Origin of the sequence: Paenibacillus lignilyticus (assembly GCF_017942085.1) — a bacterium.
Lineage (GTDB): Bacteria > Bacillota > Bacilli > Paenibacillales > Paenibacillaceae > Paenibacillus_Z > Paenibacillus_Z lignilyticus.
Genome location: NZ_JAGKSP010000002.1, coordinates 908,367 through 933,773 on the forward strand (window position 1 = coordinate 908,367; position 25,407 = coordinate 933,773).

23 protein-coding genes and 1 pseudogene are annotated in these 25,407 nt (G+C 48.4%); 5 read left to right on the forward strand and 19 right to left on the reverse strand.

Annotated elements, in window-relative coordinates; genetic code table 11:
- The first annotated feature begins 300 nt into the window (after window positions 1-300).
- Window positions 301-1,320 carry an IS110 family RNA-guided transposase gene (locus tag I8J30_RS09060; protein ID WP_240547917.1) on the forward strand — a complete coding sequence of 340 codons (1,020 nt, stop codon included), beginning with the start codon at window positions 301-303 and terminating at the stop codon, window positions 1,318-1,320.
- Between the two features lie 550 nt (window positions 1,321-1,870).
- Here I8J30_RS09060 and I8J30_RS09065 read toward each other — a convergent pair.
- The 11 genes and pseudogenes from I8J30_RS09065 to I8J30_RS09115 all read right to left on the reverse strand — a co-directional run bounded on the left by I8J30_RS09065 (window position 1,871) and on the right by I8J30_RS09115 (window position 16,685).
- Entirely contained in the window at window positions 1,871-4,333 is a 2,463-nt protein-coding gene (locus tag I8J30_RS09065; protein ID WP_210657332.1) for a discoidin domain-containing protein, read from the reverse strand.
- A gap of 477 nt (window positions 4,334-4,810) precedes the next feature.
- Window positions 4,811-6,289, reverse strand: coding sequence for a CehA/McbA family metallohydrolase (locus I8J30_RS09070; protein ID WP_210657334.1), 1,479 nt, complete (start codon window positions 6,287-6,289; stop codon window positions 4,811-4,813).
- A gap of 8 nt (window positions 6,290-6,297) precedes the next feature.
- Window positions 6,298-7,167: a carbohydrate ABC transporter permease gene (locus I8J30_RS09075; RefSeq protein WP_210657336.1), complete on the reverse strand. Its 870-nt coding sequence runs from the start codon at window positions 7,165-7,167 to the stop codon at window positions 6,298-6,300.
- 5 nt (window positions 7,168-7,172) lie between these two features.
- A complete protein-coding gene (locus I8J30_RS09080) occupies window positions 7,173-8,048 on the reverse strand; it encodes an ABC transporter permease subunit (protein ID WP_210657338.1) in 876 nt (291 codons plus the stop codon).
- 114 nt (window positions 8,049-8,162) lie between these two features.
- The gene (locus I8J30_RS09085) at window positions 8,163-9,620 is read right to left on the reverse strand and encodes an extracellular solute-binding protein (RefSeq protein ID WP_210657340.1); all 1,458 of its coding nucleotides are present in this window, start codon (window positions 9,618-9,620) and stop codon (window positions 8,163-8,165) included.
- A gap of 115 nt (window positions 9,621-9,735) precedes the next feature.
- Complete coding sequence (locus tag I8J30_RS09090; RefSeq protein WP_210657342.1) at window positions 9,736-10,767, reverse strand: LacI family DNA-binding transcriptional regulator; 1,032 nt, start codon at window positions 10,765-10,767, stop codon at window positions 9,736-9,738.
- 880 nt (window positions 10,768-11,647) lie between these two features.
- Entirely contained in the window at window positions 11,648-12,625 is a 978-nt protein-coding gene (locus I8J30_RS09095; protein ID WP_240547918.1) for an IS110 family RNA-guided transposase, read from the reverse strand.
- A gap of 163 nt (window positions 12,626-12,788) precedes the next feature.
- Window positions 12,789-13,559: a nucleotidyltransferase domain-containing protein gene (locus tag I8J30_RS09100; protein ID WP_210657344.1), complete on the reverse strand. Its 771-nt coding sequence runs from the start codon at window positions 13,557-13,559 to the stop codon at window positions 12,789-12,791.
- 404 nt (window positions 13,560-13,963) lie between these two features.
- A pseudogene (locus I8J30_RS09105) lies at window positions 13,964-14,866 on the reverse strand (IS110 family RNA-guided transposase); the annotation flags it as partial.
- Window positions 14,867-15,236: 370 nt separating this feature from the next.
- The gene (locus I8J30_RS09110) at window positions 15,237-15,662 is read right to left on the reverse strand and encodes an SRPBCC family protein (RefSeq protein WP_210657347.1); all 426 of its coding nucleotides are present in this window, start codon (window positions 15,660-15,662) and stop codon (window positions 15,237-15,239) included.
- A 66-nt stretch (window positions 15,663-15,728) separates the two neighbouring features.
- Window positions 15,729-16,685: a sigma-70 family RNA polymerase sigma factor gene (locus I8J30_RS09115; protein ID WP_210657349.1), complete on the reverse strand. Its 957-nt coding sequence runs from the start codon at window positions 16,683-16,685 to the stop codon at window positions 15,729-15,731.
- Between the two features lie 223 nt (window positions 16,686-16,908).
- On the opposite strand from I8J30_RS09115, the gene I8J30_RS09120 reads away from it, so the two are divergent.
- A complete protein-coding gene (locus tag I8J30_RS09120; protein ID WP_210657351.1) occupies window positions 16,909-17,826 on the forward strand; it encodes a helix-turn-helix transcriptional regulator in 918 nt (305 codons plus the stop codon).
- Window positions 17,827-18,216: 390 nt separating this feature from the next.
- Here the strand turns inward: I8J30_RS09120 and I8J30_RS09125 are convergent, their stop codons facing one another.
- A complete protein-coding gene (locus tag I8J30_RS09125; protein WP_210657353.1) occupies window positions 18,217-19,161 on the reverse strand; it encodes a helix-turn-helix transcriptional regulator in 945 nt (314 codons plus the stop codon).
- Window positions 19,162-19,269: 108 nt separating this feature from the next.
- Here I8J30_RS09125 and I8J30_RS09130 point away from each other — a divergent pair, with 108 nt between their 5' ends.
- Window positions 19,270-20,460 carry an MFS transporter gene (locus I8J30_RS09130; protein ID WP_210657356.1) on the forward strand — a complete coding sequence of 397 codons (1,191 nt, stop codon included), beginning with the start codon at window positions 19,270-19,272 and terminating at the stop codon, window positions 20,458-20,460.
- Window positions 20,461-20,657: 197 nt separating this feature from the next.
- On the opposite strand, the gene I8J30_RS09135 is transcribed toward I8J30_RS09130, so the two are convergent.
- The 4 genes from I8J30_RS09135 to I8J30_RS09150 form a co-directional block, all read right to left on the reverse strand.
- The gene (locus I8J30_RS09135; RefSeq protein ID WP_210657358.1) at window positions 20,658-21,221 is read right to left on the reverse strand and encodes a GNAT family N-acetyltransferase; all 564 of its coding nucleotides are present in this window, start codon (window positions 21,219-21,221) and stop codon (window positions 20,658-20,660) included.
- Window positions 21,222-21,294: 73 nt separating this feature from the next.
- A complete protein-coding gene (locus I8J30_RS09140; protein ID WP_210657360.1) occupies window positions 21,295-21,702 on the reverse strand; it encodes a hypothetical protein in 408 nt (135 codons plus the stop codon).
- Window positions 21,703-21,716: 14 nt separating this feature from the next.
- Window positions 21,717-22,094, reverse strand: a complete 378-nt coding sequence (locus tag I8J30_RS09145; RefSeq protein ID WP_210657361.1) for an IolE/MocC family protein — start codon at window positions 22,092-22,094, stop codon at window positions 21,717-21,719.
- Between the two features lie 162 nt (window positions 22,095-22,256).
- A complete protein-coding gene (locus tag I8J30_RS09150; RefSeq protein ID WP_210657363.1) occupies window positions 22,257-22,412 on the reverse strand; it encodes a hypothetical protein in 156 nt (51 codons plus the stop codon).
- A gap of 257 nt (window positions 22,413-22,669) precedes the next feature.
- On the opposite strand from I8J30_RS09150, the gene I8J30_RS09155 reads away from it, so the two are divergent.
- Window positions 22,670-23,143 carry a hypothetical protein gene (locus I8J30_RS09155; RefSeq protein ID WP_210657365.1) on the forward strand — a complete coding sequence of 158 codons (474 nt, stop codon included), beginning with the start codon at window positions 22,670-22,672 and terminating at the stop codon, window positions 23,141-23,143.
- Here the strand turns inward: I8J30_RS09155 and I8J30_RS09160 are convergent.
- On the reverse strand, window positions 23,098-23,601 hold the full coding sequence (locus I8J30_RS09160) for a hypothetical protein (protein ID WP_210657367.1): 504 nt from the start codon (window positions 23,599-23,601) through the stop codon (window positions 23,098-23,100). The genes I8J30_RS09155 and I8J30_RS09160 overlap by 46 nt on opposite strands.
- 47 nt (window positions 23,602-23,648) lie before the next feature.
- Here I8J30_RS09160 and I8J30_RS09165 point away from each other — a divergent pair, with 47 nt between their 5' ends.
- A complete protein-coding gene (locus I8J30_RS09165; protein ID WP_210657369.1) occupies window positions 23,649-24,122 on the forward strand; it encodes a hypothetical protein in 474 nt (157 codons plus the stop codon).
- A gap of 228 nt (window positions 24,123-24,350) precedes the next feature.
- Here the strand turns inward: I8J30_RS09165 and I8J30_RS09170 are convergent, their stop codons facing one another.
- Window positions 24,351-24,593 carry a hypothetical protein gene (locus I8J30_RS09170; protein ID WP_210657371.1) on the reverse strand — a complete coding sequence of 81 codons (243 nt, stop codon included), beginning with the start codon at window positions 24,591-24,593 and terminating at the stop codon, window positions 24,351-24,353.
- A 167-nt stretch (window positions 24,594-24,760) separates the two neighbouring features.
- Window positions 24,761-25,390, reverse strand: a complete 630-nt coding sequence (locus I8J30_RS09175) for a hypothetical protein (protein ID WP_210657373.1) — start codon at window positions 25,388-25,390, stop codon at window positions 24,761-24,763.
- Between the last annotated feature and the right edge of the window lie 17 nt (window positions 25,391-25,407).

Sequence of the window (25,407 nt, forward strand, 5' to 3'; positions counted from 1 at the left end):
TCAAGCCAGCTGCCGTCGTATTGTATTGAGCGATAGTGTCCCGTTAGCCATACATGCAGCGCAAGTAACAGCGCTGCACCACAGAGCATGAAAATAGAAATGCCGTCAATAATGCTACTACGGCTGGGAGAAGAAGGTCGATCAACTATGGTGCGTTAGAGCCCATCCGTTAGTCTGACTCCGACGACCACGGTGCATCACAGAATGTCGCTCCCCTTTGGGGAAGCACTCATGGTAGATTAATCCTATTTGGTTTGTTGCACCAGCTCCAATTACAGAGCCGTAGAAAGGAACCTTTCAATGGATGTTCTCATTGAACGCGAAGACATTGAGTTTTTAGTGGTGAATGCCCAACATATGAAGGCACTTCCAGGTCGAAAAACCGATGTCAAAGACGCGGAGTGGATTGCCCAACTACTTCGCCACGGACTGCTGAAGGCTAGTTTTATTCCAAACCGAACTCAACGCGAACTCAGGGAATTAGTTCGCTACCGTCGAAGCATCATTGAAGAACGTGCCAGGCAGCACAATCGAATTCAAAAGGTTTTAGAGGGCGCAAACATCAAACTCGGGTCCGTTGTTTCCGATATTATGGGCGTCTCATCTAAAGATATGCTTCGTGCAATTGCAGATGGCGAAGACGATCCTGAGAAACTAGCAAACCTAGCTCGACGCACACTAGAAAAGAAGAAATCCGAACTTGAACTGGCTCTGCGCGGCTACGTAAACCCTCATCAACGTCTAATGATCAAAACCATTCTAACCCACATCGATTTTCTGTCGGAACAAATTGAGATGTTAGATCAAGAGGTTGCCAAGAGAGTTAGCTCATTTCAGGAAGATGTAGAACGCCTGGACTCCATACCAGGTATAGCTCCTCGAATGGCGGAACAGATCTTAGCTGAACTTGGAACAAACATTGAGAAACAGTTTCCTAGTGCGGCTCATCTATGTTCTTCGGCAGCTTTAGTTCCTGGCCATAATGAGAGCGCAGGCAAACGGAAGTCTTCCAAAGGAAAGAAGGGAAACAAATATTTACAATCCGCTTTAACAGAAGCTGCACATTCAGTAGGCGCATCCAAAAACTACCTTGGTGCAATGTATCGCCGAGCACTCGCTAAAAAAGGCAGGAAACGAGCCGCTATTATAGTTGCTCATGCCATGTTAAGAATCGCTTACTGTTTGCTATATAGAAAAGAAATGTATGTAGACTTAGGCGAAGACTATTTTGAAAGGCATAAACAAGCAGCTGTTGTTAGGAATTCCGTTCGAAGACTTGAAAGCTTAGGATATTCCGTTTCAATCACAGAGGTTTCTTGATCTACTATTTTCGAGGATTAATTAACTAGGTGCTGCTCCTTTGAAAATCTAAAGAACTGCACCTTTCTTTGATATTGTTTTTTTAAAAATTTTTCTACTTTCCTAAGCCATTCAGGCTTATAAAAGTAACTTGTTGGAGTTCCCTGGTAACCCTCGTCATCCCAACCCATACTTTTCAGTTTAGTGGAGGTACATCTCTGTATAACATATTGATAAATGTATTTTCACTTAAATTGTCATACCACATGAAGTTCCCCGCCTTTAATGAGATAATGTTCTTGTCACCCGACAATTAATAATTAAATGTCGCGTGCTTCGATTGATCTCAGCTTAGTCTATTCTATGACGAAGTTGATTTTAGTTGTTCGAACAACTACCGGGGAACGTTTGTTCAATTAAACAGCAGCAGTCTTGGACTTTGTTTCTCGTTCAAAGCCTGCTGTTGTTTTTGGGTCCAGTCTATTACTTTTTTTGCTCAAAATAATGACGGAACGCAGCTCCGGCTTAGTTTAAAAAATGGCTTCCCTTATTTCCGCTCACTTCAGTTCCACTAACCAGAAGTTGGAGCAAATACCTCAAACCTCCATAACGAGTACCCGTAAGCCGAACCCCGCTTCAGACCCAGCATCCGTACATATCTTGCGCTCTTGGCTGAGAACGAGATATCGTCGATCCCCCCGTCCCCGGAAGTGGTCGCGAATACATCCGTCCAGGTCTTGGCATCATTCGATACTTGGATCTTGTAGGCTTTCGCATAGGCTGCCTCCCAGCTCAGATAAACCCGGTTCACCGTCTTGACCGCGCCGAGATCGGCATAGATCCACTCGTTGTCGGTATAGTTCGAGCCCCAGCGCGTCGCCCCGTCGCCGTCGACCGCGTTAGCGGGCGCAAGCATTGCAACATGGGTCGAGCTGGCCGCGACTGCAGCACCGGCGGCGAGGTTAATGCCGTACAGATGGATGTTTTCCAATCCCGCGTGAGCCATCTTCATAATGCTGACCATATCCGTGTATGGCTGATCCTGCTGATTAACGAGTCCGATATTGTAGCTTTCTCCGTCCACGCGTCCGGTGACGGCCTGATCGAAATAAGCATACCAGCCTGAGCCGACGAACAGCGGATTCTGTGCCTGGCTTTCCGCGAATGCCCGGTAGGCTACTCCCCGCTCAACGGTACTGGTCGTCTTCGTAGGGGCGCTGATATATGACAAACCGCGGTCGGACGAGCCGAAGGAATGCTCGAGATTGAGCAGCGGCTTCCCGAAAGCCTCGTATTCGTCCATCCAGCTGCCATCCCTCGTATAACTGTCCACCGAGAAGGCATCGACATACGGCATCGCCCCCCGATCCCAATCCAAGCTCGTTCGCCAAGTAGGGACGATAGTGGAGCCGAGAAACAAATGATTCGGGTCATTCCGCTTCAGGATGTCGCGGATCATAGCGTAATACGTCTCGGATGCCAAGGTGATAAAGCCGGATACGTCCGCAGAGGATACCTTGGTGATTGCGATCGGAGTGTCCTTGAGCGCGTTGAACGAAACGGCGTTCATGCCGAGCAGCATATTGACGTTATCGAGACTGCCGTGCCGCGTGGCATAATAATCGACGAAGGCGCCCTTCGCCGGAGAATCCGCCCCGTACATCAGCAGCTCTTTGACGATATCGGTTGTCCAGCCGGCTTCGTTATCGTAGGTGTAGCCGATTAACCACTTGCTGGCACGCGCGTTTTGCAGCTGCGTCTTTAGCGAACTCTCGATGATCGGCGCGGTCTGAGGATCGAACACGTCGTACGACCATAGGATTCTTCGCAAGTTAGCAGGGTCCTGCAGCACCTGAACGTACGGAAAAGCGACGCCCTTCGGCTTGGTCCACTTGCTGAAGGCGTTGAACCCCCACTGTATCAGGCGTTTGCGCGTGATATCCCCCCATTTCGCCTCGTAATCGCTGCCGTACTTCTTCATTACATTCGAGACTATGAAGTTGACGTACTCGCCGTTCTCGTCCTTGGTATAAGCCGGCGCGTAGAGCGTCCGGTCGGGCAGCTGCTCGAAAATTTGCCTTGGCGTGCCGTCCGGCTTCTGCGTCGGCGTCTTGTAGCCGGCTTCCCATAAACTTGCGGCATCCACCCCTTTCAATAAGAAAGGATACCCGTCCGGCGTAATGAACCACCATTTGCCGTTGACCTGCTCCAGCCTGAAATAGCCGGTACTCTCGTATTTCCCAATACGCTTGATGCCGCCGTAAGGATCGTAGATTGCCGGGTCATATGCGACGTTCGCCAAGGCGACGGCTTCGTCCGTATAGTTCTGACGCAGCTGCGCGTCGGAGGTGATTTTACCCGGCCAAGCATCGTTTATCCATTGGCCGTAACGATCCGCCAGCAAGGCGTCCTTGTTCAGCTCGGCCTTTAGCTGCTCCGCGGTGAACGAGGGCTTCGGATTTTGCCCCGGCGTGCCGCTGCCTTGCGTGATTTCAACTTCCGTCAGAGGGATATGCTGAAAGGCTTGCGTGCGTGTGATGTCCAGCACGATGAACCTGGCCGTCACGCCCGCCATCGGCACGTTGACCGTATAGTTCAGCTCGGTGCCTTGTCTGATATGCCTGGTTGCGATGTAATAACCCGTCGCCGCTTCCGTGCGGTATTTGACGGTCATATCTTTGAAGCCCCAGTATTTGTTCGGTGAGTTCATCACCACACGCAATTGATCAAGGGGATAGTCCCTGAGCAAGTCGATCACCACATGCACCGTCATCGGCGATTTCGCTTTCCCCATCCAGCCTGCATAGGCGGTTGTTCCGTCATACAATACGCCTTTCGCCGCCGCCATCAGACCGGTCGATAGCAGATCCGGTGAATTGCCTCCATCCGGAGAGACACTATAGACATAATTGCCCGTTTTGAGCATCGTTCCTTCACCTCGAGCATGACCGACTGGAATAAATGCCGCCAAGGCGGTCATTGCCATTAGGAACGCCAACACAATTCTTGTATACATCATTACCCCGTTCTTCATCCGTTCCAACCTCCTTTCTTCCTGTATCGTCCCCTGCAACGGATATGCTTAGAATTATTTTACCTTAAAACAGAAAAAGGTACCCCGGACCCAACGTTGCTTGAGTCCGAGGTACCCCAACGACTAGGAAGGCATGCGGGACGCGAAACCTTCCTTACCTATTTTGCGAATCGGAGAGAACCACCCAGTCCGATCGCTCACGAAGTGTTAGGTTGTCTGCTGATTCCGCCAAGCCGTCTGCCCCATCAGATCCCGCATGGCGGCCAGATAGCGGTCTTCCGTTTTGCTTCGCTTTGACAGACGATCTCGTCAACGACGTGCGCGATCGGTGCGGTGGCGTCGATTATAATATATTCGATTCCATCCGGAAGCTTGCGAGGAACTGCGCATTTTCATGGCAAACACAGAAACGGTTACTTAACGCCTCGCGGCCGGCCGGTTGCTTCACCGGCTAGTTCCCGTTCAGGCCCCCGTATCCTAAGTCCTTGCGATGTATATGGGATTCGTCATGCAGGTCATCACTGTCTGCTCCAGCCCTTCCACGGCGCGGCGTGCCTCCAGCCGATAGAACAGCCGGTCGCCCGAGCCCTGAAACTGCACGCGAACCTGACCGTTCTCCGCCTCCAACTTATATAGCGCGACATCGGATTCTGCAGCAGCCTCGGTCGAGATCATGGGCATGCAACTCTTATCGTCCGATGCGTCGAAGGCCACGATCGCAGCGATTTCCCGGTGAACGGTCCATTCGCCGGCTTCCGCGACTTCCGTCTCCCACTCGCCAGCCTCGACAGCTGCCGCCTGAACGGCAATGTCCCACACAGCTTCAATACCGCGGTCCGACCATAACGCCACGCGGTCGCCTTTGGCGCCGCAGATGTCGATGGTAAGCGGAACGCCGCCCAGTTCCTCGACGGCCACCCGCGGTATCGTATCACCAATGCCGTATTCGCCCGAGGTTAGGGCCATACAGGTTTCGTCGGGATCGAACTGCAGCACGACGCGGCCCTCGCGAATACCCGCTAGCACGCCTTGCACCGTATCGGTTTCCGTCCAAACGGAGGCAGTCGGACGCCCGTGTTTCACGAACCGGTCTACCCGGTGCGTGTCGCTGCCGCCCAAGGCGATCACCCGGCGTCCCTGTGAGAGCTGCTCCTGCCACCAAGTCAGCGCGCGCTCGTTCAACGCGCGCCACGGACCGTTCCATACTTCAATCGCGTCATAAGGTACGTCAAAGCCGAGCTCCCAAGGGCAGGACGGACAGAACGGATGATTCAGCGATACTAACCCACCCCGCTCCCGCGCTTCTCCGAGCACTTCGTCCGCTTGCTCTGAAGTCGTCACGCGAAAATCCTGCAGCGCATCGGAAGCTCCGAGCACGTTCGCATGCCCAAAATAACTCGTCATCTCCACGCCGGGAATGAGCAGCAACTGCTCGTCGGGAGCAAACACCGTGCAATTTTGCGAGGACGTATTGTGATCCGTCAGCGCCATGAATTCCAACCCGCGGGCTTTGCACGAATCCTTCGCCTGTTCGATCGTATAGCTGCCGTCGCTGTGCACGCTGTGCATATGGAGGTCGCCTTTCATCCAGCGCCCATGCGGCCGGACGAGCTCCACTTCGACGAATACATCCGAGCCGCCTTCGGGGATCTTGTACGCCCCAAGCAGCACGGCCCACTCTCCATCGGCAATCCGTCCCGCCAAATAACCCGGCGTCGCCTTCTCTGAGCCAACGAAGAACGATTCGCGGGCGCCACCGCTCCAGCCGACGATCCGCTCCGGCGAGCGTAGTCCGATATCGACGACCGTCTCCTCCCCACCGCGTTCGTAGCGGTACGAGATATTGATGCGCTCCACCGATCCTTCTAACGAAAACGGCACCTCCAAGTAAGTCCGTTCCTCGTTCTTGCCGATCCGTCTGCGCAGCGTGAGCCGCTGTTTCTTCATATCCATCATGCGTCCTCCTATTCTTTGCTAGCTCCGAGCAGGATGCCCTTCATAAAATACTTCTGAACGAACGGATACACCGCGAGCAGCGGAAGGATGCTGATAACGATACCCGCCATCCGCACGTTCGTCGTCACCAAATAGGTGCCGGAATTGCTGCTTGTGTCGATGATCATCGCTTTCAGCGCGACCTGAAGTGTGTATTTCATGGAATCGTTAATAAACATAACCGGCGCCGTGAACATGTTCCACCGTCCAACGAACTCGAACAACGTCACGGTCGCAAGGCCCGCGGCCGCCAGCCGCAGGTACATCGTCAGGAAAATGCGGAACTCGCCGGCGCCGTCGATCTTCGCCGATTCCGACATCTCGTACGGCACATTCAAGAAGAAGCTGCGCATGAGCAGGATCGAAAAGCCGGACACGAGACCCGACAGCACGAGTGCGCTCAGCGTATTGATGAGATGCAAGTCTTTGTTGACCACGTAGAGCGGAATCATAATCGCTTCCTGCGGCACCATCATCGTAATTAGAACAAACGTCAGCATCAGCTTCTTCCCCGGCAGGCGAGGATAGATGAACACGTACCCCGCCAGGCTGGACAGCAGCACGTGCATCACCGTGCCAATTACGGTCACAATGACGCTGTTCAGCAACGGCCGCCAAATATCGAGGCTTTTCCAGACGATCTCGTAGCCTTCCACGCTGAACTGCTTCGGCCACAGCACGATTTCCGGTCGCATGGATGCGATGCCCGCAGAGAAAGAGAGCGCGAGCACGTTAATAAACGGAATAATCATGGTCAGCATCAGCGCGAATAGAAAAAGACCGTTTAACGTATCGAAAGCTTTATTCTTCCAGCCGAGCCGTTCGAATCGATCGGACATTGTCGTTACACCTCATCAAATCTTGTCATTCGCCGCACGACGAGCGTCAGTGCGAGCGTCAAAACCAGGACGAAGAAACTGGCCGCCGCCGCGGGGCCGAGCTTGATTTCGAGAATCCCTTTTTGGAACGTATACATCATGAGTACGTCCACCTTCGAGGCAATCGTAGGATTGCGGAGGATGAACACTTGGTCGAATATCCGCAAGATGCCGAGCGTATTCAACAGGAAGACGACTTTCATCGTGTTATTAAGCTGCGGCAGTGTCACGTACGTCAACTGCTGCCATCGCGTCGCGCCGTCCATGCGTGCCGCCTCGTACAGCGACGGATTGATCGAAACGATCCCCGCAAGGAACAAAATGCAGGTGTAGCCCATCTCCTTCCACGTCGAGAGGAGAATCATAATCCAGCGCGCATAACCGGAATCCGCCAAAAAATTGATCGGCGTTCGGTGAAACAAATGGACCAGAATCATATTCACAATCCCGCTGTCGGGCGATAGCATGAAAATCCATATCCCGCCGACCACGACCCATGAGAGCAGATGCGGCACGTAGAGGATCATTTGCGCCATCTTTTTGAACCAGGTTCGCAGCACTTCATTAAGCGACAGCGCGATCACAAGCGGCGAGATGAAGCCGAAGAGGAGAATCCCTCCCCCGATGACGAGCGTGTTGACCATTGCTTCCCAGAACAGCGAATCGTGCAGCACCTCTTTGTAGTTCGCGAACCCGACGTACGGCCGGTCGCCCATCAGCTTATAGTCTTGAAAGCTGGTCTGCAGCCCTTTCACGAGCGGGTAGTAGGCGAAGACGAGAAAATAGGCGATTACCGGCACCATCATGACGTAAAGCGCTCCGTATTTCTTTAACAATCTCATGCTTTTATCCACGTCCTTATCCGGCAAAGGGTACCATTATCTGGATGAAAAACAAGGCAAGCAGGGGATCCGTTCTCCCCTGCCTGCTTGTCATTCGAATGCGTTCGGAACGGCTTACTCGTCGATTAGGTTTTTGGAGAGCAGCTCATCATGCATTTTCTTCACGGCTTCCGCAGCATCCATTTGGCCGGACATCGCTTTGAGCGCGTAATTCTTGACGATCTTCTCCGCATCGGGCCAACCTGGAAGCGATAATTCGAGCGTCGCGTTCTTCGTTACGAGATCTTGCGCTTCCTGAACGCCGGGCAGCTTGCCGAAAGGGTATTTCACGTTCTGGTTGTACCAGAACGGCACCCCGTGATCCATGTTGTGCTCCGTTCCGGCCGGCGTCAGTTTGTACACGTCGCCTTCCTTGGTATAATCCTCGCCTTCGATGCCGAGGCTTCCGAGCGTAATGCCCGGTTCCGTATGCCAGAACTCGAGGAATTTCTTCGCGGCGTCCGGATGCTCAGCGTTAGCCGGAATGATCCAGAAATCCGGGTCTCCGCGGCGCATCAGAATCGTGCCATCCGCGCTAGGAATGCTTTCAAGCGCTTTCGCTTGGAATGTCGTGCTCGAATCCTCTTGTTTACGCGTGTTGTTGAACATGCCGACCCAAGCATCCCAGTATGTGACCATTCCGACGCGGTCGGAGAGGAACAGATTGCGCATTTTGCCCGTATCGTTCGTTACGAAGTTGGGATCCATTATGCCTTCCTTCACGAGCTTCGCGAACCATTCGTACATCGGAACGGCTGCTTCCGTCGCGTACGGAATCATGCGCTTGCCGTCCTTCATCACATAATGCGCCTTCAGGCCGGCCGCGCTCATGAAGCCTTGAATATCGTAAAGATCGGACGTGCTGAGGCCGTACGTATCGTTCTTGCCATTGCCGTCGGGGTCCTTCTCCTTAAATGCCTTGAGGACGTTGTAATACTCATCCAGCGTCTTGGGCTCCTTCAGGCCGAGCTTGTCGAGCCAATCCTTGCGCACGATCGGCATCGTTCCACCTTGAAACTTGCTGAACACGGCGACGATTTTGCCGTCCTTGTCCTTCAGTTGATCCCATTCTGCCGTCGGGACGACCTTCGGATCGGATAACACGTTGGAACCGGTGACGAAATCGGTCAGATCCGTGACGACGCCCTGATCCACGAAGGTAGCCAGCTTGCCCAGGTCGCTAAGCTCGATCAGATCGTATTTCTCGCCGGAGCCAAGCGCAGTCAGCACCTTCTGGTCGTAGTCGCTTGCCGGTTTCTCGATAGAAGCGTCGATGCCCGTCAGGCGTTTGATCTCCGCCTCGAACTTCGCGTTCTCTTCCGGTGTCTTGCCACCGACGTTGGCGTCGAGAATACGAAGCTTCATGTCCGCCGCCGGCGTCTCGGCCGGAGCATTGCCACCGGCGTTCGCGCTATTGCCTGCCGGCACATTCGTATTTGCCGCATCATTCGTTCCGTTCTCCGTACCGCAGCCGGACAGCAGCATCGTACTTGCGACGGCAACCGTCGACATCGTCATCCATACTTTTCTCATTCGTTAAAACCTCCTATATGTTAACGTAATTTGGAATACTGATCGGAGCGACTAAACGACTGTCAACCTGTACAAAAACTTTAAATAAAGAGATATAGAAGGAATGGCTGCCTAATTAACCGCGCGCGCCCGGAGCCGCACAAGAGCCGCGAATTACGAGCTCCGTCGGGACAAGCACACGTTTGGCGCTTTTCTGATCCGCATTCAGCTGTTCGAGCAGCAGCTTCAGCGATTCGACGCCTAACCGATCGGCATGGAGCCGTACGCCGGTAAGCGGCGGAGAGAATTCCGGCGAGAGCACGGTGTCGTCGCTGAACGCGAAGACCGACAGCTGCTCTGGAATGCGCAGCCCCAGCTGCTCCGCCGCCTTGTAGACGCCTAGCGCCATCATGTCCGTATCGGCGATGACCGCCGTAATGTCCGACGAAGCCGTCAGCTTGGCGAGCGCCGACTCGTAGCCGAAAGCATGCGCCGACTCGCCCTTCAGCGGCTTGTGCAGCATCAGATTGGGCTTCGGCTGAAGGCCCGCTTGCTTGAACGCGCTCCTAAATCCTTCGCCGCGGTCTCCCGACACGGTTCTCGAGATCGGCGCGTTCAGAAACAGAATTTCCGTATGCCCCAGTCCGATTAAGTAACGGGTGACTTGAGCAGCCATGCCGACATTATCGTTATCGACGTAGCTGACCTGCGCCTCATAAGGCTCCGGCGGACGGCCGATAATGACGATGGGCATGCCGCTCTGAAGCCGATCCTCAATCCTGCCGTCCGATTCAATGGGGTCCAACAAGATTTCACCATCCACCGGATCCGAGGAGATATTCTCGACTTGACTGAGATAAGACGGTGACAGCGTATTGACCAGCAGGCGATAACCGTTCTCGTAACAGACGCGCAAAACACCGTTAAGCAAAGAATGATGAAACTGTCCGAATTCAAGCGATTCGCCCCGAATATTCAATCCGAGAATGCGAGTGGTGCGGCTGGCGAGACTTCTCGCCCAATAATTCGGCTTATAGTGCAGCGATTGGGCCGCGGCGAGAACGCGCTCGGTAACCTCTTTGCTGATGGGCCGTTTCTTACTGAACACGCTTGAAACCGTGCTCTTGGATACGCCGGATGCCTTCGCGACGTCGTCGATGGTTGCCAAGAATCGTCAAACCTCTCTTTCTCCCATGGTGATCCGATGTGGGAACGGTACCGGACCCGAAAACAAGCTTAAACCGGTTTTGTAAATTCCGTTTCAACCTCATGATTAGTTATTGTAAATGTCGTTATTTTCTCGTTAATTCTTATTTAACAACGGTTATCAAGTAACTTATCCAGTAACTATTTCCCACTAATTAGGAATAAAGACCCATTAAACCGCTTTAACAAAGCTATCACTTTCCAAATGAAATGACGATGTTAAAATAGTAGCCAACATCATACAGATAGGATGCGCAAATGAAACTCCGCTTTTCTCTCCGTTAGTTGGACTTAAGGCTGCCCAGCCCTATTCCCATCTGCATCCTAATAAAAAAAGACAACCAATTTCATTTGGTTGCCTCTCAAGTCATTTGTTTAGTAAACTAACCAGCCCTTAACGTAACGAAGCTACCAATCATGCCGGCAGCTTCCATAGATGTATATTGGACTATCGTTCTCCGTCCCTCGGTTTTAAGGGTTTATCTCACATATACTCACTCATTCGCAGGATTTCATCACCTATGATCAGATGACTCTATGGAATCGGCACAGATAATACCGGTTGAGATGGTGGGCTGGGCATGCGGAAACAGAGGAACCACCTGGAAAAATTCCCTAGTTAGTCTCTACTGCGCGCATACTCCACAAATCCCTGGAGGTTCACCCTCCCACGACTCGACGGGTCATTGCCCTGACATTCCTTCGTTATACCTGTCCAAGGTGTGGAGACCGATAGCGTTTAGCGGATGGGTCTTAGCCCTTTTGGGACACGAACTCGGTCCTCCGTGCTTTCTTTGTGAAATCCCGCGAATGAGTCAAAATACGTGATGCCTCTTCATAACTTAAGCTGCTTCTGTCCAATCCAAGACAGTTTTCTCAGGTGTAAACTGTTCTCCTCGCTGAACAATACCAACTAGGATCCGCGCTAGTTTCCCAATTAACTTAAATATGGACTGCTGCTTTTTCATCTTCTTTTCTTGCAAGTTGTGCTCATGTAATTTCCGAAAAACTGGGTTATTCCAAACGAGCTGAACGGTTGCAAGATAGAGATATTTTCGCAAGGAAGAGTCTCCTCGTTTCGAAAGAACAATGCTCCCTTTTCGTTTTCCCGACGTACTTTCAGCCAAATTCAAGCCAGCCTTTCGTAGTACCTGACGTCCGTGCGCATACTGCCTTAAATCCCCTGTCCCAGCTAAAATAGCCGCGGTAAAGATCTTTCCGAGACCTTTTATGGTACGAAGCTGCTGAGCCATAGGAATCTCAGAAAGTAGAACTTCGATGTCCTTTTCAATCTGTTCAAGCATGGTGGTAATGCGCTCATATTCTTCTATGAGCCGTTTTAAATCTGCCTTTGCTTCTTCTACAGCAGTTCGTTCTCCCACACTTCGTTTCGCTTGTGCAATGAGCTGCGCTGCCTTCTCTATCCCCGTGTATCCTCCAGCGCGCTGCATATGGATTCGCCATGAATCGACGATGTCCTGTACCGTATACGTCTCCAAATCTCGTGGACAAGGGAATGTCTTGAGAGTCGCCAATGATCGCTTACAGGTCCAATCTTTGAATACGGACGGATATTCGGGAAAACGGATATCTATCCAGCGTATGATCCGATTCTGCAGTCGTACACTATTTGTCACCCAGAACTCCCGATCGCTCATCATCGTCCGCAATCGTTGGAATTCAAGCGATTGGCGCGTGTACTCGTAGTAGAACCCCCGACTGACGGAGTCAGCGATAACAAGAGCATCTTTAGGGTCATTTTTTGATGGACTGTTATCTCTATTTTCTTTGTTTCGCTTCGTAGTGGCAGGGTTAACCATGACCACGTGTTAAAGTTTTGTATTGACGACGTCCTGGCCCCTTAGAGCCGCTGCTTATAGTTGTGAGGCTTGCCAAACACCTAATGCAGTGACGTCCCTACGGGCTTAGGGGGCTGAATGTGGTCACTCGCTTCTCAGAGTGACCCGAAGCGTCAATATGGTGTTAGTCGAAGGAAGTTCTGGAAGCAGCCATTGCATTTAACGCGTTCTTAAAATAGCTATATACTTCATCTGCAATTCCCAGAAACTCTTCAACAAGTACATTATTACTATCCAAGTAACAAGCATAGAGATAATCAACTAAAGCGGAGTCAATCTCACAATAGTTTAATATGGCATTCTTCATCTTAATAATGTCATCTTGCCATACACCTGTATCTTCTAAAATTAAAGAGTATAATGCACGAATTAATCTCTTAGAGTAACCTTTAATATATCTAGTTTTCATTGTGTTATCACTAGTATTAGAAAGTGAACTACGTACACGATCTACTTCCTCCTTGGTCTCTGTATTTAAGTCTAAAATGAACTCTGGAGAAATAATTATCGGTGGTACTTTTTCACCAACGTCATGACCATATATGCAAACACAAATTATCTTAATCCAAAAACCCCACTCATTTGGTTTGCTTAATACATCGTCAATCGTGCAAATTATCGTATCAATCTTAGTTAGTAATGGATATTCTTCCAACAGCCTGTCTTTAATATTTGACAATCTTTCGTAATCAATATCTTTGGGATTTACACATACAATAGTAAAGTCTGCATCTGACTTAAAAGGTTTAGCAGTTCCTTTTGGAATCGAGCCACACATATAAATGCTATGAATCTTACCTTTAAATTCGGTAAGTATATTATCTATATACTTATCAACAAAATCCTTATATTCACTTTGTATTACAATTCTATTTATAACTTTTTCTAATATCATATAGACTCCTCCTAAACATGTAAGAACTTCTTTCGGCTAACGTTCTTGAATTCTCGACGTCCGACGGAGTCGGATGTGTCCGGCTGAATCTACTACCTGGCTTCTCAACTTCGAGGGCGTAGCCCGAAGCGTGATTGCGGTGTTAGCCGATGCTTCCTCTTCTTAGAGTTACCCACCGAATATGTCTTGATCTTCTTATGCCCTTATCCATTCTTGACCTTTATATGCCCATATCCGACCTTGACCTTCATATGCCCTTATCCGAACTTGACCTTAGATGCTTCTGGCTTTGAGGGTTTACCCATATGTTCTTGACCTAGGAAGTTTCGGCTAACAGTGTATTTACGAACTTCGAGAAAATTATCAATTTTTAAGTATTCGCGAAGTTATTGAACAATCCTCCCTCTAGCAACCAACGGCATCATTACCCTAAAGAGCAAAGCTCGTAGGCGTTTTCTGCCTCTCTTCGTTATCTTGGTCTGTCCTTTGTGTGTGCCGGATGAATTTGTTTTCAAATTCAATCCAGCAAGCTTCGAAATCTGCTTGGGGTGACGGTACTGGCTAATGTCACCTACCTCCGCAAGGAACCCTGCGACGGTGTCTCTTCCAATCCCCTTCATCGCTAGTAATTGCGGCACATGAGGAATCTGTATGAGTAATTCATCCAATCTTGCTTCCAACTCTTCGAGCTTGTTATGAAGCCACTCATACTGGGTAAGCAAGAGCTTAAGCTCCATTTTGATCCGACCTAGACCGAGACGCTTTGCAACTACTCTCAGGTGCTGTAGCAAGGATTCTTCCGGCACTTGAACAAGCTGCGGCAGTAAATAGAGGCTCAGCATTTGGATGGCAGACTTGCATTCCCAATCCTTAAATACCGTTAGAAACTCTGGAAAGTACCGATCTAGCCGGTTATGGACACGTGCTTGGACCACGCAAAGGTCAGTCGTTAGGTGATCGCGAATCTTCATCGCTTCCCTCAGTTCCGCATAAATGCCCTGAGGAAGGCTTGGTACGGCGTATCTCCCGTCTTTGACCAGTTGTGCAATGACCTTCGCATCTTTAATGTCATTTTTAGTTGGAGAATTGTCGTCTAACTCTTTGCTCTTCTTTACGTGCAACGGATTCACAACACCGTACTTAACTTGCTTTTCTCTCAGAAAATGAGCAAGGTTCAGCCAGTAGTGACCGGTTGGTTCCATGCCAACAATAACGTCTTGGAAACCTTGTTCCGTTAAGATCTTATGATACCAGCTCACAAACAACTCGAAGCCTGCCAGGTTATTTTCAAACATAATTGAACGCCCACAAGCTCTTTATCACTTCATGGGGCGGCAGCCCTCGTCAAGTTCATATTCATTCGTTGTCCGGGATGACCACTGTGAACGACGGACACTCGCGGGGGACACTACCATCAGTTTGAAGGCTTTACGACGGTCGATGGCCGCAACCCGCATTCTCATGGCTACAACGGGCAAACAGGCGTAGACGTCAGTAGCATGTAAGCATTACAGGTTCATTACCTCAACTAGAAAAGCAGCGAAGCACGGCTTTTTTGCATCTCCCTTCCTATAACGAAAAAGCAGCCGAGCATTCTAGCCAGCTGCTTCAGGTTTTTGATTTATCGTCTCTATTCTATATGTGAAAAAGGCGCCTTTATGGGCGCCTCGATTATTCTTATGATGCTTCCGTATAACGTTTGAAACTATCCATAATCGCTTGCCAGCCCGCCTGTTGGAATTCAACGGGGTGAGTGCTCTCGGGGTCGAAGATTTCAACGACCTTAGTGGCCTCGCCTTGATCGACGAACGCAATATCCACTTTCCGTCCGTCTCCCAATGTGTAGGCAATCGTCTCATGCAGCTCCACTTCGTCGTAAATTCCGCTAAAATCAAAACCCATGCTGCCATCCTTCGCTTCCATCCTTGTCAGGAATTCGCCTCCGACCCGCAAGTCGTTCTCCGCTCTTGGCGCATGCCATTCCTCGGATGGTTGATTCCACTTCGTAATGTGGTCAGGCTCGGTCCAATAGCTCCATACTTTTGCTACAGGGGCTTGAACGACGGTCTCTACGGTTACTTTCGTTGGATTGCTTGTTTCCATTGTGAAGGACACCTCTTTACGGGAATTTTGTTTCTCACTAATATAGACGAACGCCAATCTCCGAATTCATCGGTCTATTTGTTCCGGAAGCCCTAATCGGGAAAATAATTTTGCATTTATGAAATTTTGAACATGGAAGATCCGATTATCTTTCTCTTCAATCACGTGAATGCCCCAAGGCACCAGGACGGATGTCTCCTTACCTGGCACATACTGCGCCAGAGCGGGATAACCACCATTCACTGTCGTTGGCAAAAATTTGGACCCCTCGCAATGCCAGCGCGTAAGCGCAAAAAACGCGGACAAATCTTCTTGCCCGCTTATCCACATGGCGAAAGGCGGCATGGACATACAACCTTCCTCATGGAACAACGACACAAGCGCTTGGATATCGAATTGCTCAAACGCTTCCACATATCGCGAGAGAAGATTTTGGTCGGGATTGACATCCATCTTGCTAAATTCGTCGGAGCGAAGCCGCGTTCGGTCCATCGTCTCCCTGGCTCGTTGCAAGGCGCTGTTCGCCGCTGCCGGCGACATTCCCAATGTTTCCGCAATTTGTTTCGAAGACCATTCAAAGACATCCCTCAGAATAAGAACCGCGCGTTGACGAGGCGGCAAGGTTTGCAAGAGTGCGATAAAGCAGAACTGAAGGGTATCCTTGCGAACGAGAGCATCTTCCGGATTTTCTCCGAATTCAGGTGAGGGCCAAATCCAGGACGAATCTGGCAGCGTTTCGTTCGGTTCGACAATCTTGACCGCCGGATCGGACAGGTCAACGGGAAGCGTACGGCGCTTCGCTTGCCTCAGCTTGTCCAGGCATAAGTTCGACGCTATGCGGTAGATCCATGTTTTAATGGATGAGTCCTGCCTGAAACGATCCCAGCTCTGCCATGCCCGAATATAGGTTTCCTGTACAGCATCGTCCGCATCATCAATGGATCCCAACATTCGATAACAATACGAGGTTAACCCCGGCTTGTAGCTCTCAAATAACTTCATATCAAAAGCGGCTTCGTTCATCTTCGCCTCCTAAGGTCGATCTACTTGAAACGTCCTCCATCCATCATATTCGAATCATCCGGCAGCCACAAGGCGAAACGGCTACGCCGCCTGTCGTTAGTTGAGAAAACGGCAACCTTAGCATTCCTTTAGTTAAATCCAGTTTGTTAAATAAGAATTTCTTGCCGAACCTATCAATGTACACTACTATCAAAACAGTGCAATACTAAAGGTGGTGACTTCCTTGAAGTTAGAGAGATTAATATCAATTATCTATATGCTGCTTAATAATGATGTGGTATCTGCATCTGAATTGTCGTGCAAGTACGGTGTTTCGCAAAGAACAATTTACAGGGACATTGAGGCGATCTGTGCGGCGGGCATTCCTGTTGTCTCCTACCAAGGCGTAAACGGCGGGTATGGAATCATGAAGGAATACAAGATGGATAAAAGCCTACTCAGCTCCGACGATATTGCCTCCTTAATCACCTTGCTCAAGTCCACGACAACCGTATTTGAAGATGTGCGGGCACATGATACGATACAACGACTGAAGACCGTTCAGACTGAGAACAGCAGAGCACCGAGCCTGACGATGGATCTTGGCAGTTGGAGATCCTATACTTCCCATCTCCGTACGCTGCACTCTGCCATTAATGCCCGCCAGCTTGTCCACTTTCATTATATGAATGCCAAGGACGAACGTCAGGATCGCATAGTCGAGCCTGTCAGTCTTCTGCTAAAATACGACGCCTGGTATTTGTATGGCTACTGCCGCTCCAGGGACGATTATCGGGTGTTCAAATTAACGAGAATGTCGAAGCTTGCTGTCTTACCGGAATTGTTCGAGCGGCATCATAATATCCGCACCGAGGATATTTTATCCGGCGGCGGCAAGAATCAGGAGCAAACCGAATATGCCGTCATTCATTTCACTGCTGGCTCGCTTGCAACCGTGTTGGATGAATTTTATTTGGATGAGAAGCAGTTTAATGAAGACGGTTCTCTTTTGTTAACAATTGTTAAGGCAATTGACACGGATTGGCTAATTGAGAAATTGCTCAGTTTTGGCGAGGACGCAGTTGTACTTGAACCTCAATCACTCAGGCAAAGGATAAAAGATAAAATTGGGAAAATGTTAAATCGCTATGAAGAAGTGTGACACTATGCTGTCATACTTCTTTTTTTATAATAAAACCGTTCGATCGATCACCATTTATTTAAAGGGAAGTGATTTAGTTGTTAGATCATTCTTTTTTTTATGAAGAACAGACTAGACTGAGAAATTGGGAGCTTAAAAAAATCGATAAACATGCTTGGAAGTATTATCAGATTGAACAGAAGACGCCTAAGCTACCTCTGTTTCATATGATTTCGCTGCTGGCTTTCTTTCAAAAGCGGAAACTATAAAATCTTTACTCGGAGATAAAGAGTGTGGAGTTTATCGCCGGCATCAGTAGCCAATTAAAGAAGAGGCCGTGATGTGAACTGACACCTGCTCCTTGCAGGTGTCAGTTTTCGTTGGAAAAAAGGCTGAATGGGGAAAAACCGCTCATTGATAGCGAGCCAACATCTCCGAGAGCCTCCGCCGAATCGAATTCTTTAATTCTGCCGGTTCTTCCAATTCAGCTTCATTTCCTAGTCCGATGAAGAAATCCGTGTAAAAAGAAATGTCTCCGCGCGACACTTTGTTATCGATTGTACCGCTTCCGTCTTCGCGCACGCGGAGCAGAGGAGCGAGCCACAATTCGGATTCGCACCGCTGGACACCGGCTCTGCTCAGCTCCGCGCGAAGGCGTATCGGCTCTCTCGGCTCCGCTGACGCACGACGGCTAAGGCTTACGTCGCCTAGATCGAGCGGCGCAGTGCCGGATTCGTCATAAGCCGCCTCGCCAATTCGGTCGCATCTGAACACGCGCAACCCCTGGCGCAGGAAACAATAAGCCGTACAATACCAAAAACCGTTGTTTGCGTAAATACAGACCGGCTGAATCCGGCGACTGCTCTCCCCTTCTTCCTTCGACTCGTATTTGACTGCGAGTACCTTCCGGTGTACGGCAGCGTCAAGAAGAGTGGCCAAGCAGGGCGCGTCTCCCCGCCTTGTCGGTGTAATGAAGTCGACCCGGTTTTTCATGCCGTCGATCCGATCCCGGACGTCCCCGGGCATATGAAGGTAGAACTTGCTCAGCGCCGAGGCGGATTCCGCTTCGAACGGCAACGAGGAGTAATGGCGCAGGGCATGCACCGCAAAGAACATCGCCACGGCCTCTTCCTCCGTGAAAGCGATCGGAGGCAGCACCCGCTCCCTTACAACCTGATACCCTCCATGCGGCCCTACTTCCGAGTAGAGCGGTACCCCCAGCTCGCTAAGCTCCTGCAAATCCCTTAGAATCGTGCGTTTGGAGACGCCGAATTCGTCGGCAAGCTCCTGAACTTTGAACCGCCGCTTCCGGTTAACGGTCATCATCATTTCCATCAATCTTTTGGACTTGGACATCCTGATCACCTTCTTAGCAATGTTTAAATGATTCAATGACATATTCTGTCACTATTATGTTTTACGATAATGACAGAAAGCAACACTAATCTATAGGAGTGATCTACAGTGAGTAAGTATACCGTACTCTTCTTTCTCATCATGTTCATGATCGGAACCGATACGTTCATGATCTCTCCCTTGCTCCCGACGCTGCAAGTGAAATTCGGCGTGTCGACGGGGAGCGCCGGATGGATGCTTGGCGCCTACACGCTAAGCTCGGCCGTCTTCGCCCTAATCGCCGGGCCTCTGTCCGACGGCTGGAACCGGAGAACCGTTCTGCTTTGCGGCTTACTCGGATTCTCCATCTCGACGGCTCTATGCGGATTCGCGGATAGTTTCTGGACGATGTGCCTGTTCCGTTTCCTTGCGGGCATTAGCGCGGCGTTTACTGCACCGCAGGTGTGGGCTTCCATCCCCACCGTCGTATCTCCGGCCAAAATAGCGAAGACAATGGGCATTGCCTTTTCGGGAATCGCCGCATCCCAAGCGCTTGGCGTGCCGATCGGAAGCTGGCTTGCAACCTCGAACTGGTCCGTTCCGTTCTGGACGATCGGATTCGCTTCGCTGCTGCTCGTCGTCTTCGCATTCTTATTGCTGCCCGACATAAAGCCAAGCGCGACCATGGGGGAGCGGACATCGATTCTTAGGCGGTATGTCCCGCTGATCACAAGCGGCAAGGCAAGGAGCGGTTTCGTTGCCTACCTGCTCCTTCACTTAGCAGTCGGCACCTCGTTCGCTTTCGTCGGTAAATGGATGGCCGATACCTTCGCGCTTTCAGTCGGGCAGATCGGTACCGTGGTGATCTTCCTCGGCTTTGGCAATCTGTTCGGAAGCATGATCAGTTCTTATTTCTCTCGAAAACTGGGCAATACGAATACGATTGCCACGGGAATGCTGCTGCTCGTAGCATTGTACGCGGTCGTGCCCCAGCTAACGAGCGTCACATCCGTGAGAATCGTCTATCTGATCATTTTCACAACTCTCGGGATCGTTTTCCCGATCATTATAGGTGTACTCACTTCGCTCAACGCTTCCATCCGAGGAACAATCTCCAGTCTGACCAACTCGACGATGAACGGCGCTAACACACTAGGCGCTTGGGTTGCCGGCTTGCTCTATGTCCAGTTCGGCGGCTATTCGTCGATTGGCATGTTCTCCGCGGTATGTATGGCGCTCTCGCTTGGAACGCTCCTGTTAGGCGGCGTTTTCGGGAGGAAAACGGTTCGTTCAGACACGGAGTCCGCCTCTGCTTCTTAAGCCAATAGGAATTCGATCGCTAGACTCGTCTATTGGAAGCGAAAAGAAAGGGTATTCTAAGAATAAATGCCCTTAAATTGTAGAGAAACCTACGGTTTATACGTCAGGTTTCTCTCAATAAATAAAGGAGCAGCTGCCGCCGGCAAACTACTCCTTGGTTCGTTCAACTATCGTGTCCGTTCGTTTACTACAACATGTCATCGTTGAATCTTTGCAAAAATGAATGTGTCCCTCAATTCGCTTCCGTCAACCGATAAATCTTCGTTCTTGATTGTACCCTCTAGTTCAAAGTGTAATCGCTCAGGTATTAACTTACTTTTCGTGTTTTTTGTATCACAACGTATTTCCAACCTTCGGGCATTCAACTGACTAAAAGCAAAATCACAAATACCTTTAACTGCTTCAGTCATATACCCATTGCTACTGAAACGAGTATCTATCCAATACCCAATTTCAAATTTACGTACATCCCAATCTATGTTATGTAGGCTTGACGTAGCAACAAATTGTCCCGTTTCTTTCAAAAAGACAAGGAATCTTAGATTCTCGCGACTTAAAAATCTTGCATGCGCCTCTCTAACTGCAAGTTCAATATCATATTCGGATTGTTCATTCTGTAGAAACTTCAACCAAGGTTTCAACTCATCTATCGAAGCAGTAACGGCTTCAAACACAACCTTACCATCCCCTGGTTTCGGCATTCTAATTACTAATCGATCAGTATGAAACTCATCTGGAAAATCAATCATAATTGGATTCATAAAATCCCCCCCTTTGGTTTATTTCTATCATACAAAACACCCATAACCTAATGCACCGAAAAATTTGCTAAACTTATTCCACATACCTTACTTTAAACAGACATGAAATCATCGAATATCCGCATATTAAACCTACGAAAAACTGGCCGTTATTACTCATTACCTTTAGAAATGGTTGGACTAGAGGTAAGTTAGTATAGAATGCGAGAACAAAATAGAATAACATAACAAAACTGATTGCAAATACAGCAAGCTTGCCGCTATCTAAACGAACATGCTTTGGAATTCCATGAATAAAAGCCAAATACATGCCAGAGAATACAGAAACTAATATCGGAATCCATAAATGATATCCCCGAATATTAAATGTATTTGATGACCATTCATGAGCAAATTCAAGTAACGTACTTGAATAATAGATTAGTAAAATCGCTCCGATTGACCAAATAACAGAGTAAAGTTTTCTTGCGTGTTTTTTCACTTTTCACTCCTCCTTTACTGGACTTTTAAGTCTTCACCAATTAGCTTTATACCTTCATAAATGACACCTTCATCATAATTCTTGATATCAAAATAACCCTCATAATACTCCCAAACATCTGGACGATTGGAATACTTAGCAACAGTGTCCAATATACGATTGAATAAAATGGAGGCTTCAGCTTCTGTCGGATGTCCCTCAACCATAAGCCTGAATTTCACAGTCTTTTTACCGTCAAATGATGACGCTGTAGTTTCGATCTCCTGGAGTTGTCTGAAATCGTGTTCCGTTTTCCCGACTGCATCGCCTATATCTATGTTTGTTTTTTCATTGCAAGCGACTGTTACAACTAATAGAATTATCGAGAGGATGAACAGGTTCATTCTATTCATCAAATTATTACCTCCTATTCATCTTAAATTATGAAATCTTTTCCACTCCATATAAGACGAAATACAGTCATGGAAGTTGCGTTTTGGGGCTGAATAGATAAATAAAGGCATCCGATTAAATATAATCGGATGCCTTCTTTACATGATTGATGAATCGTTCCGTTACTCCGCAACGCGCACATATATCCGATCACCATGCTTTTCTACCACCACAGGCGCCTCGAAAAACTCGCTGAGACCGTTCGTCGTCAGGACGTCTTCCGTTCTCCCGCTGCGCACTACCTCGCCGCCTCTTATGAGCAGCGCATGCGTAAACACCGGCAATATCTCTTCCGTATGACACCTAACTCAGAGTAGATTGCTTTAATCAAATATCCAAAAATCGCACCAAGAACCGCAATTAATATAATAATCCGAAGTAACTCCAGTATCACTCTAATAATAGTAAACCGCTCCTTAACAGAAATTAGAAACTCATCTCAGAAGTAATGTAACAATTAATTACAATTCTTTCTTATTCGGAAGGAAATTCCTCCCTTATCATTGAAGATATAGGACTAAAGGAGGAATACGAAGTGACTACAAAAACCCAGCGTAATTTTCAGCGACAGATGAGGAAGGTTCAAAGGGAGGCCTCAAAAGTTCAAACTGCTGCTTTTTACAGTTATATCGCAGATGATGTCATAAAGACTTACTATGATGAGAAGAAAATAAGAAATAGTTTTAACCTGTTCCGTATCATTAGAGTTGCTATGTTTATTCTCATTGCTGCTACAGTTCTGTTTGGGATTATTGGTTACCTTGCATCTGAGAAGAACCTCATCTCGATTCCCATGACAACATTGTTCATTAGCATGATCTTCTTGTTCTTCGGAATCCTACATCCGAAGTTGGTTTTCTTCGTTAAATCAAGACTTGAAGTAATCGGGCTTTATGCTTTATGGCATATCAATAATTGTTTCGATGTTTGCGGTCGGATTCTGCGCTTAGATCATTGGCCAAGCTATTGTAATGGAACCTCTATCTTTTCTACCAATTCCGCAATCTGAGTTATGAAAAGATCACCGCTGACTGCAATATTTAAACCTAAGCCAACTTCACGAAGCTTCTTTTGCAATTCTTCATAATTTTCTTTATCCTCACTGGTTAAATCGGCAAATTTATATAGCTCATCATGAGGAAATTGACTCAATTTGTTATACAATTTACTAAGGATATTCTTATCATGGTTAGAGAGCGTTCCCAATTGACCACCGGATGTGATACCATGCCATATACCGTTCAATACGTCTCCCAGTTCAACAGTCACCAGGTTCGGTTCCGACCAATTATGGGCAACTTGGTTTGAAATTAAGCCTTCCAATTCGACTAAATTCGTTTGTACCTCGGTAACGAGTATCTGTTGTTTAACAAAATTAATCCTCATATATCCCCATGCCACTAATGCGATTAAAGCGATATTCAATCCAACTGAGATCTTTACTATTACCTTTTGTTTTTTGCTCAATCGTACAACCCCTTTCTCTTTGAACATCACCGTAATGGGAGGCTAAGATGAGACAAAAACCGATCGCCCTGGTTATCTTACTTGCGCTAAGTGCATTGTTTTTCTATGGAGTAGATTTGTTCACTATGGATGGAACAAGACATAGTTCGGGAAACGGAAATCCGGGGCTGATTGCGGTTGCGTTAGCCTCCTCCGTCTATATCCCCTTGCTGCTGCTCACAGTCACTCTCAGCTATACCCGGTTTCGCCAACGCAAAGCCGCCATACGGTGGCTGATCGTATTATTTAGCTGTTGCATTGTTTCTACTTCAATTTATGGGGAGATTCATTTTATTAATCAACAACTGAATATACTAGGTGACTGGGACGACCCTGAATCCAAGCTGTATCGCTTCTCGTTACTGAACCAGTATACAAATACTTTCTTTTTTAATGGATATACTTTCGTTGGTGGTTTGGCTTTTGCCTTATGGGTTGGCGTCTTGCTTAGCTTACGCTTCGGACCAAAAAGGAGCGAATAATCTCCTGCTGCAATTTTCTTCTGTATGATTTTACCAAGAGAACATTCCCAGGCACAATGGTCAATTAAGTCCGTTTTGCTGGTTTTAACATAGACGAGGCAACCGGTTAATGCCGGCTGCCTCGTCGTGTTTTTTCTAATTATCGTGTTTCGGTTAGCTTAATGAACGATATACATGGAATAGAAGCAAATTGTTCCACTTACTTCGTATTTAGCCACTTATCCACCGTTAACGCCACTTCTTCCTTAACAGCTTAATCGCCGTACTTATAATCATGTACAAGATCAACATACATACCACGGTAAATAAGTAAGATGTAACCGAGAAGCTTACCCAAGTAGCCGTTTGCGTAACGGAACCATCCGCATTTTCCACAACTGTCGTCGAGTTGTAGTTTAAGAATACGAGTAGCAAAATGGGGATCAATGCTGAAATGATTAAACCTACCATAATCTCTTTTAACTTGAACATGCTGAATTTCCTCCTCGAAGCGCCTACTTCTTGCTTTTTCGCACATGATAAAGAACTGAAGCAACACATAATATAGCTATTACGATGAAGATCTTAATCAATCCCGTATTTAGTTGAGTATCCATGCAAAACCTCCGGTTTTCCAGTTCGCATTCATTCACCCACACCTATTCAACAAAGAATCGCGCAATATCCGCAGGCAGTTTGCTTTCGCGATGGGCCAACCCATACGCTCCGTCCTTCTCTGTAATCCCATAGTTATATCCCAGCGTGTTAGCTGTAATAAATAAGACGGATAGCTTAGCCGCTGCATCCGTTTGAAATTCGTTATCCGGCCCCTTCCGGTCCAGGAGGCGTTGGATCGTGCGTACATCCTCCCCTTCATAGGAATGGAGCAACCAGGTTCCGCGATATATATTTACTTTCTCCACCGGCAAATCCAATAGATTCGGGTAATGACTGGGTTGATCTGCCCCCTCGAACAAAACATAAATGCTATACCCGGTTCTATTCTCGATAGTAGCAATAGCTGCACTGTTATCTTGAACAGCAATCACATCTCGATCGGGATACCCCTCGATTTCATACACGGCGTTGTTACCGGAAATCCTCGAGCCACGTTCAACGACACCGATTTTATCGATCTTCGTGGATTTAAGCAAGGATAGCTCCCAGGCGTTAAGATAACGCTTCTCTCCAAAATCAATGTAATCCGCATTCGATTCATTGCTTGCATGTACGCCCGGATTTTCCCCATTCCCGCATCCCGTAATCATCACTAATCCTATTGCCAGCAATAAGCACCTTCCAATCA

What these genes read in the sequence shown, in the direction of transcription:
- I8J30_RS09070 (WP_210657334.1), bottom strand. Translation starts at nt 6,289, where the DNA reads ATGATGGATATGAAGAAACAGCGGCTCACGCTGCGCAGACGGATCGGC.
- I8J30_RS09085 (WP_210657340.1), bottom strand. Translation starts at nt 9,620, where the DNA reads ATGAGAAAAGTATGGATGACGATGTCGACGGTTGCCGTCGCAAGTACG.
- I8J30_RS09060 (WP_240547917.1), top strand. Translation starts at nt 301, where the DNA reads ATGGATGTTCTCATTGAACGCGAAGACATTGAGTTTTTAGTGGTGAAT.
- I8J30_RS09095 (WP_240547918.1), bottom strand. Translation starts at nt 12,625, where the DNA reads ATGGTTAACCCTGCCACTACGAAGCGAAACAAAGAAAATAGAGATAAC.
- I8J30_RS09125 (WP_210657353.1), bottom strand. Translation starts at nt 19,161, where the DNA reads ATGTCCAAGTCCAAAAGATTGATGGAAATGATGATGACCGTTAACCGG.
- I8J30_RS09145 (WP_210657361.1), bottom strand. Translation starts at nt 22,094, where the DNA reads ATGAATAGAATGAACCTGTTCATCCTCTCGATAATTCTATTAGTTGTA.
- I8J30_RS09170 (WP_210657371.1), bottom strand. Translation starts at nt 24,593, where the DNA reads ATGTTCAAGTTAAAAGAGATTATGGTAGGTTTAATCATTTCAGCATTG.
- I8J30_RS09075 (WP_210657336.1), bottom strand. Translation starts at nt 7,167, where the DNA reads ATGTCCGATCGATTCGAACGGCTCGGCTGGAAGAATAAAGCTTTCGAT.
- I8J30_RS09115 (WP_210657349.1), bottom strand. Translation starts at nt 16,685, where the DNA reads ATGAACGAAGCCGCTTTTGATATGAAGTTATTTGAGAGCTACAAGCCG.
- I8J30_RS09065 (WP_210657332.1), bottom strand. Translation starts at nt 4,333, where the DNA reads ATGAAGAACGGGGTAATGATGTATACAAGAATTGTGTTGGCGTTCCTA.
- I8J30_RS09165 (WP_210657369.1), top strand. Translation starts at nt 23,649, where the DNA reads ATGAGACAAAAACCGATCGCCCTGGTTATCTTACTTGCGCTAAGTGCA.
- I8J30_RS09100 (WP_210657344.1), bottom strand. Translation starts at nt 13,559, where the DNA reads ATGATATTAGAAAAAGTTATAAATAGAATTGTAATACAAAGTGAATAT.
- I8J30_RS09080 (WP_210657338.1), bottom strand. Translation starts at nt 8,048, where the DNA reads ATGAGATTGTTAAAGAAATACGGAGCGCTTTACGTCATGATGGTGCCG.
- I8J30_RS09135 (WP_210657358.1), bottom strand. Translation starts at nt 21,221, where the DNA reads ATGAATCCAATTATGATTGATTTTCCAGATGAGTTTCATACTGATCGA.
- I8J30_RS09110 (WP_210657347.1), bottom strand. Translation starts at nt 15,662, where the DNA reads ATGGAAACAAGCAATCCAACGAAAGTAACCGTAGAGACCGTCGTTCAA.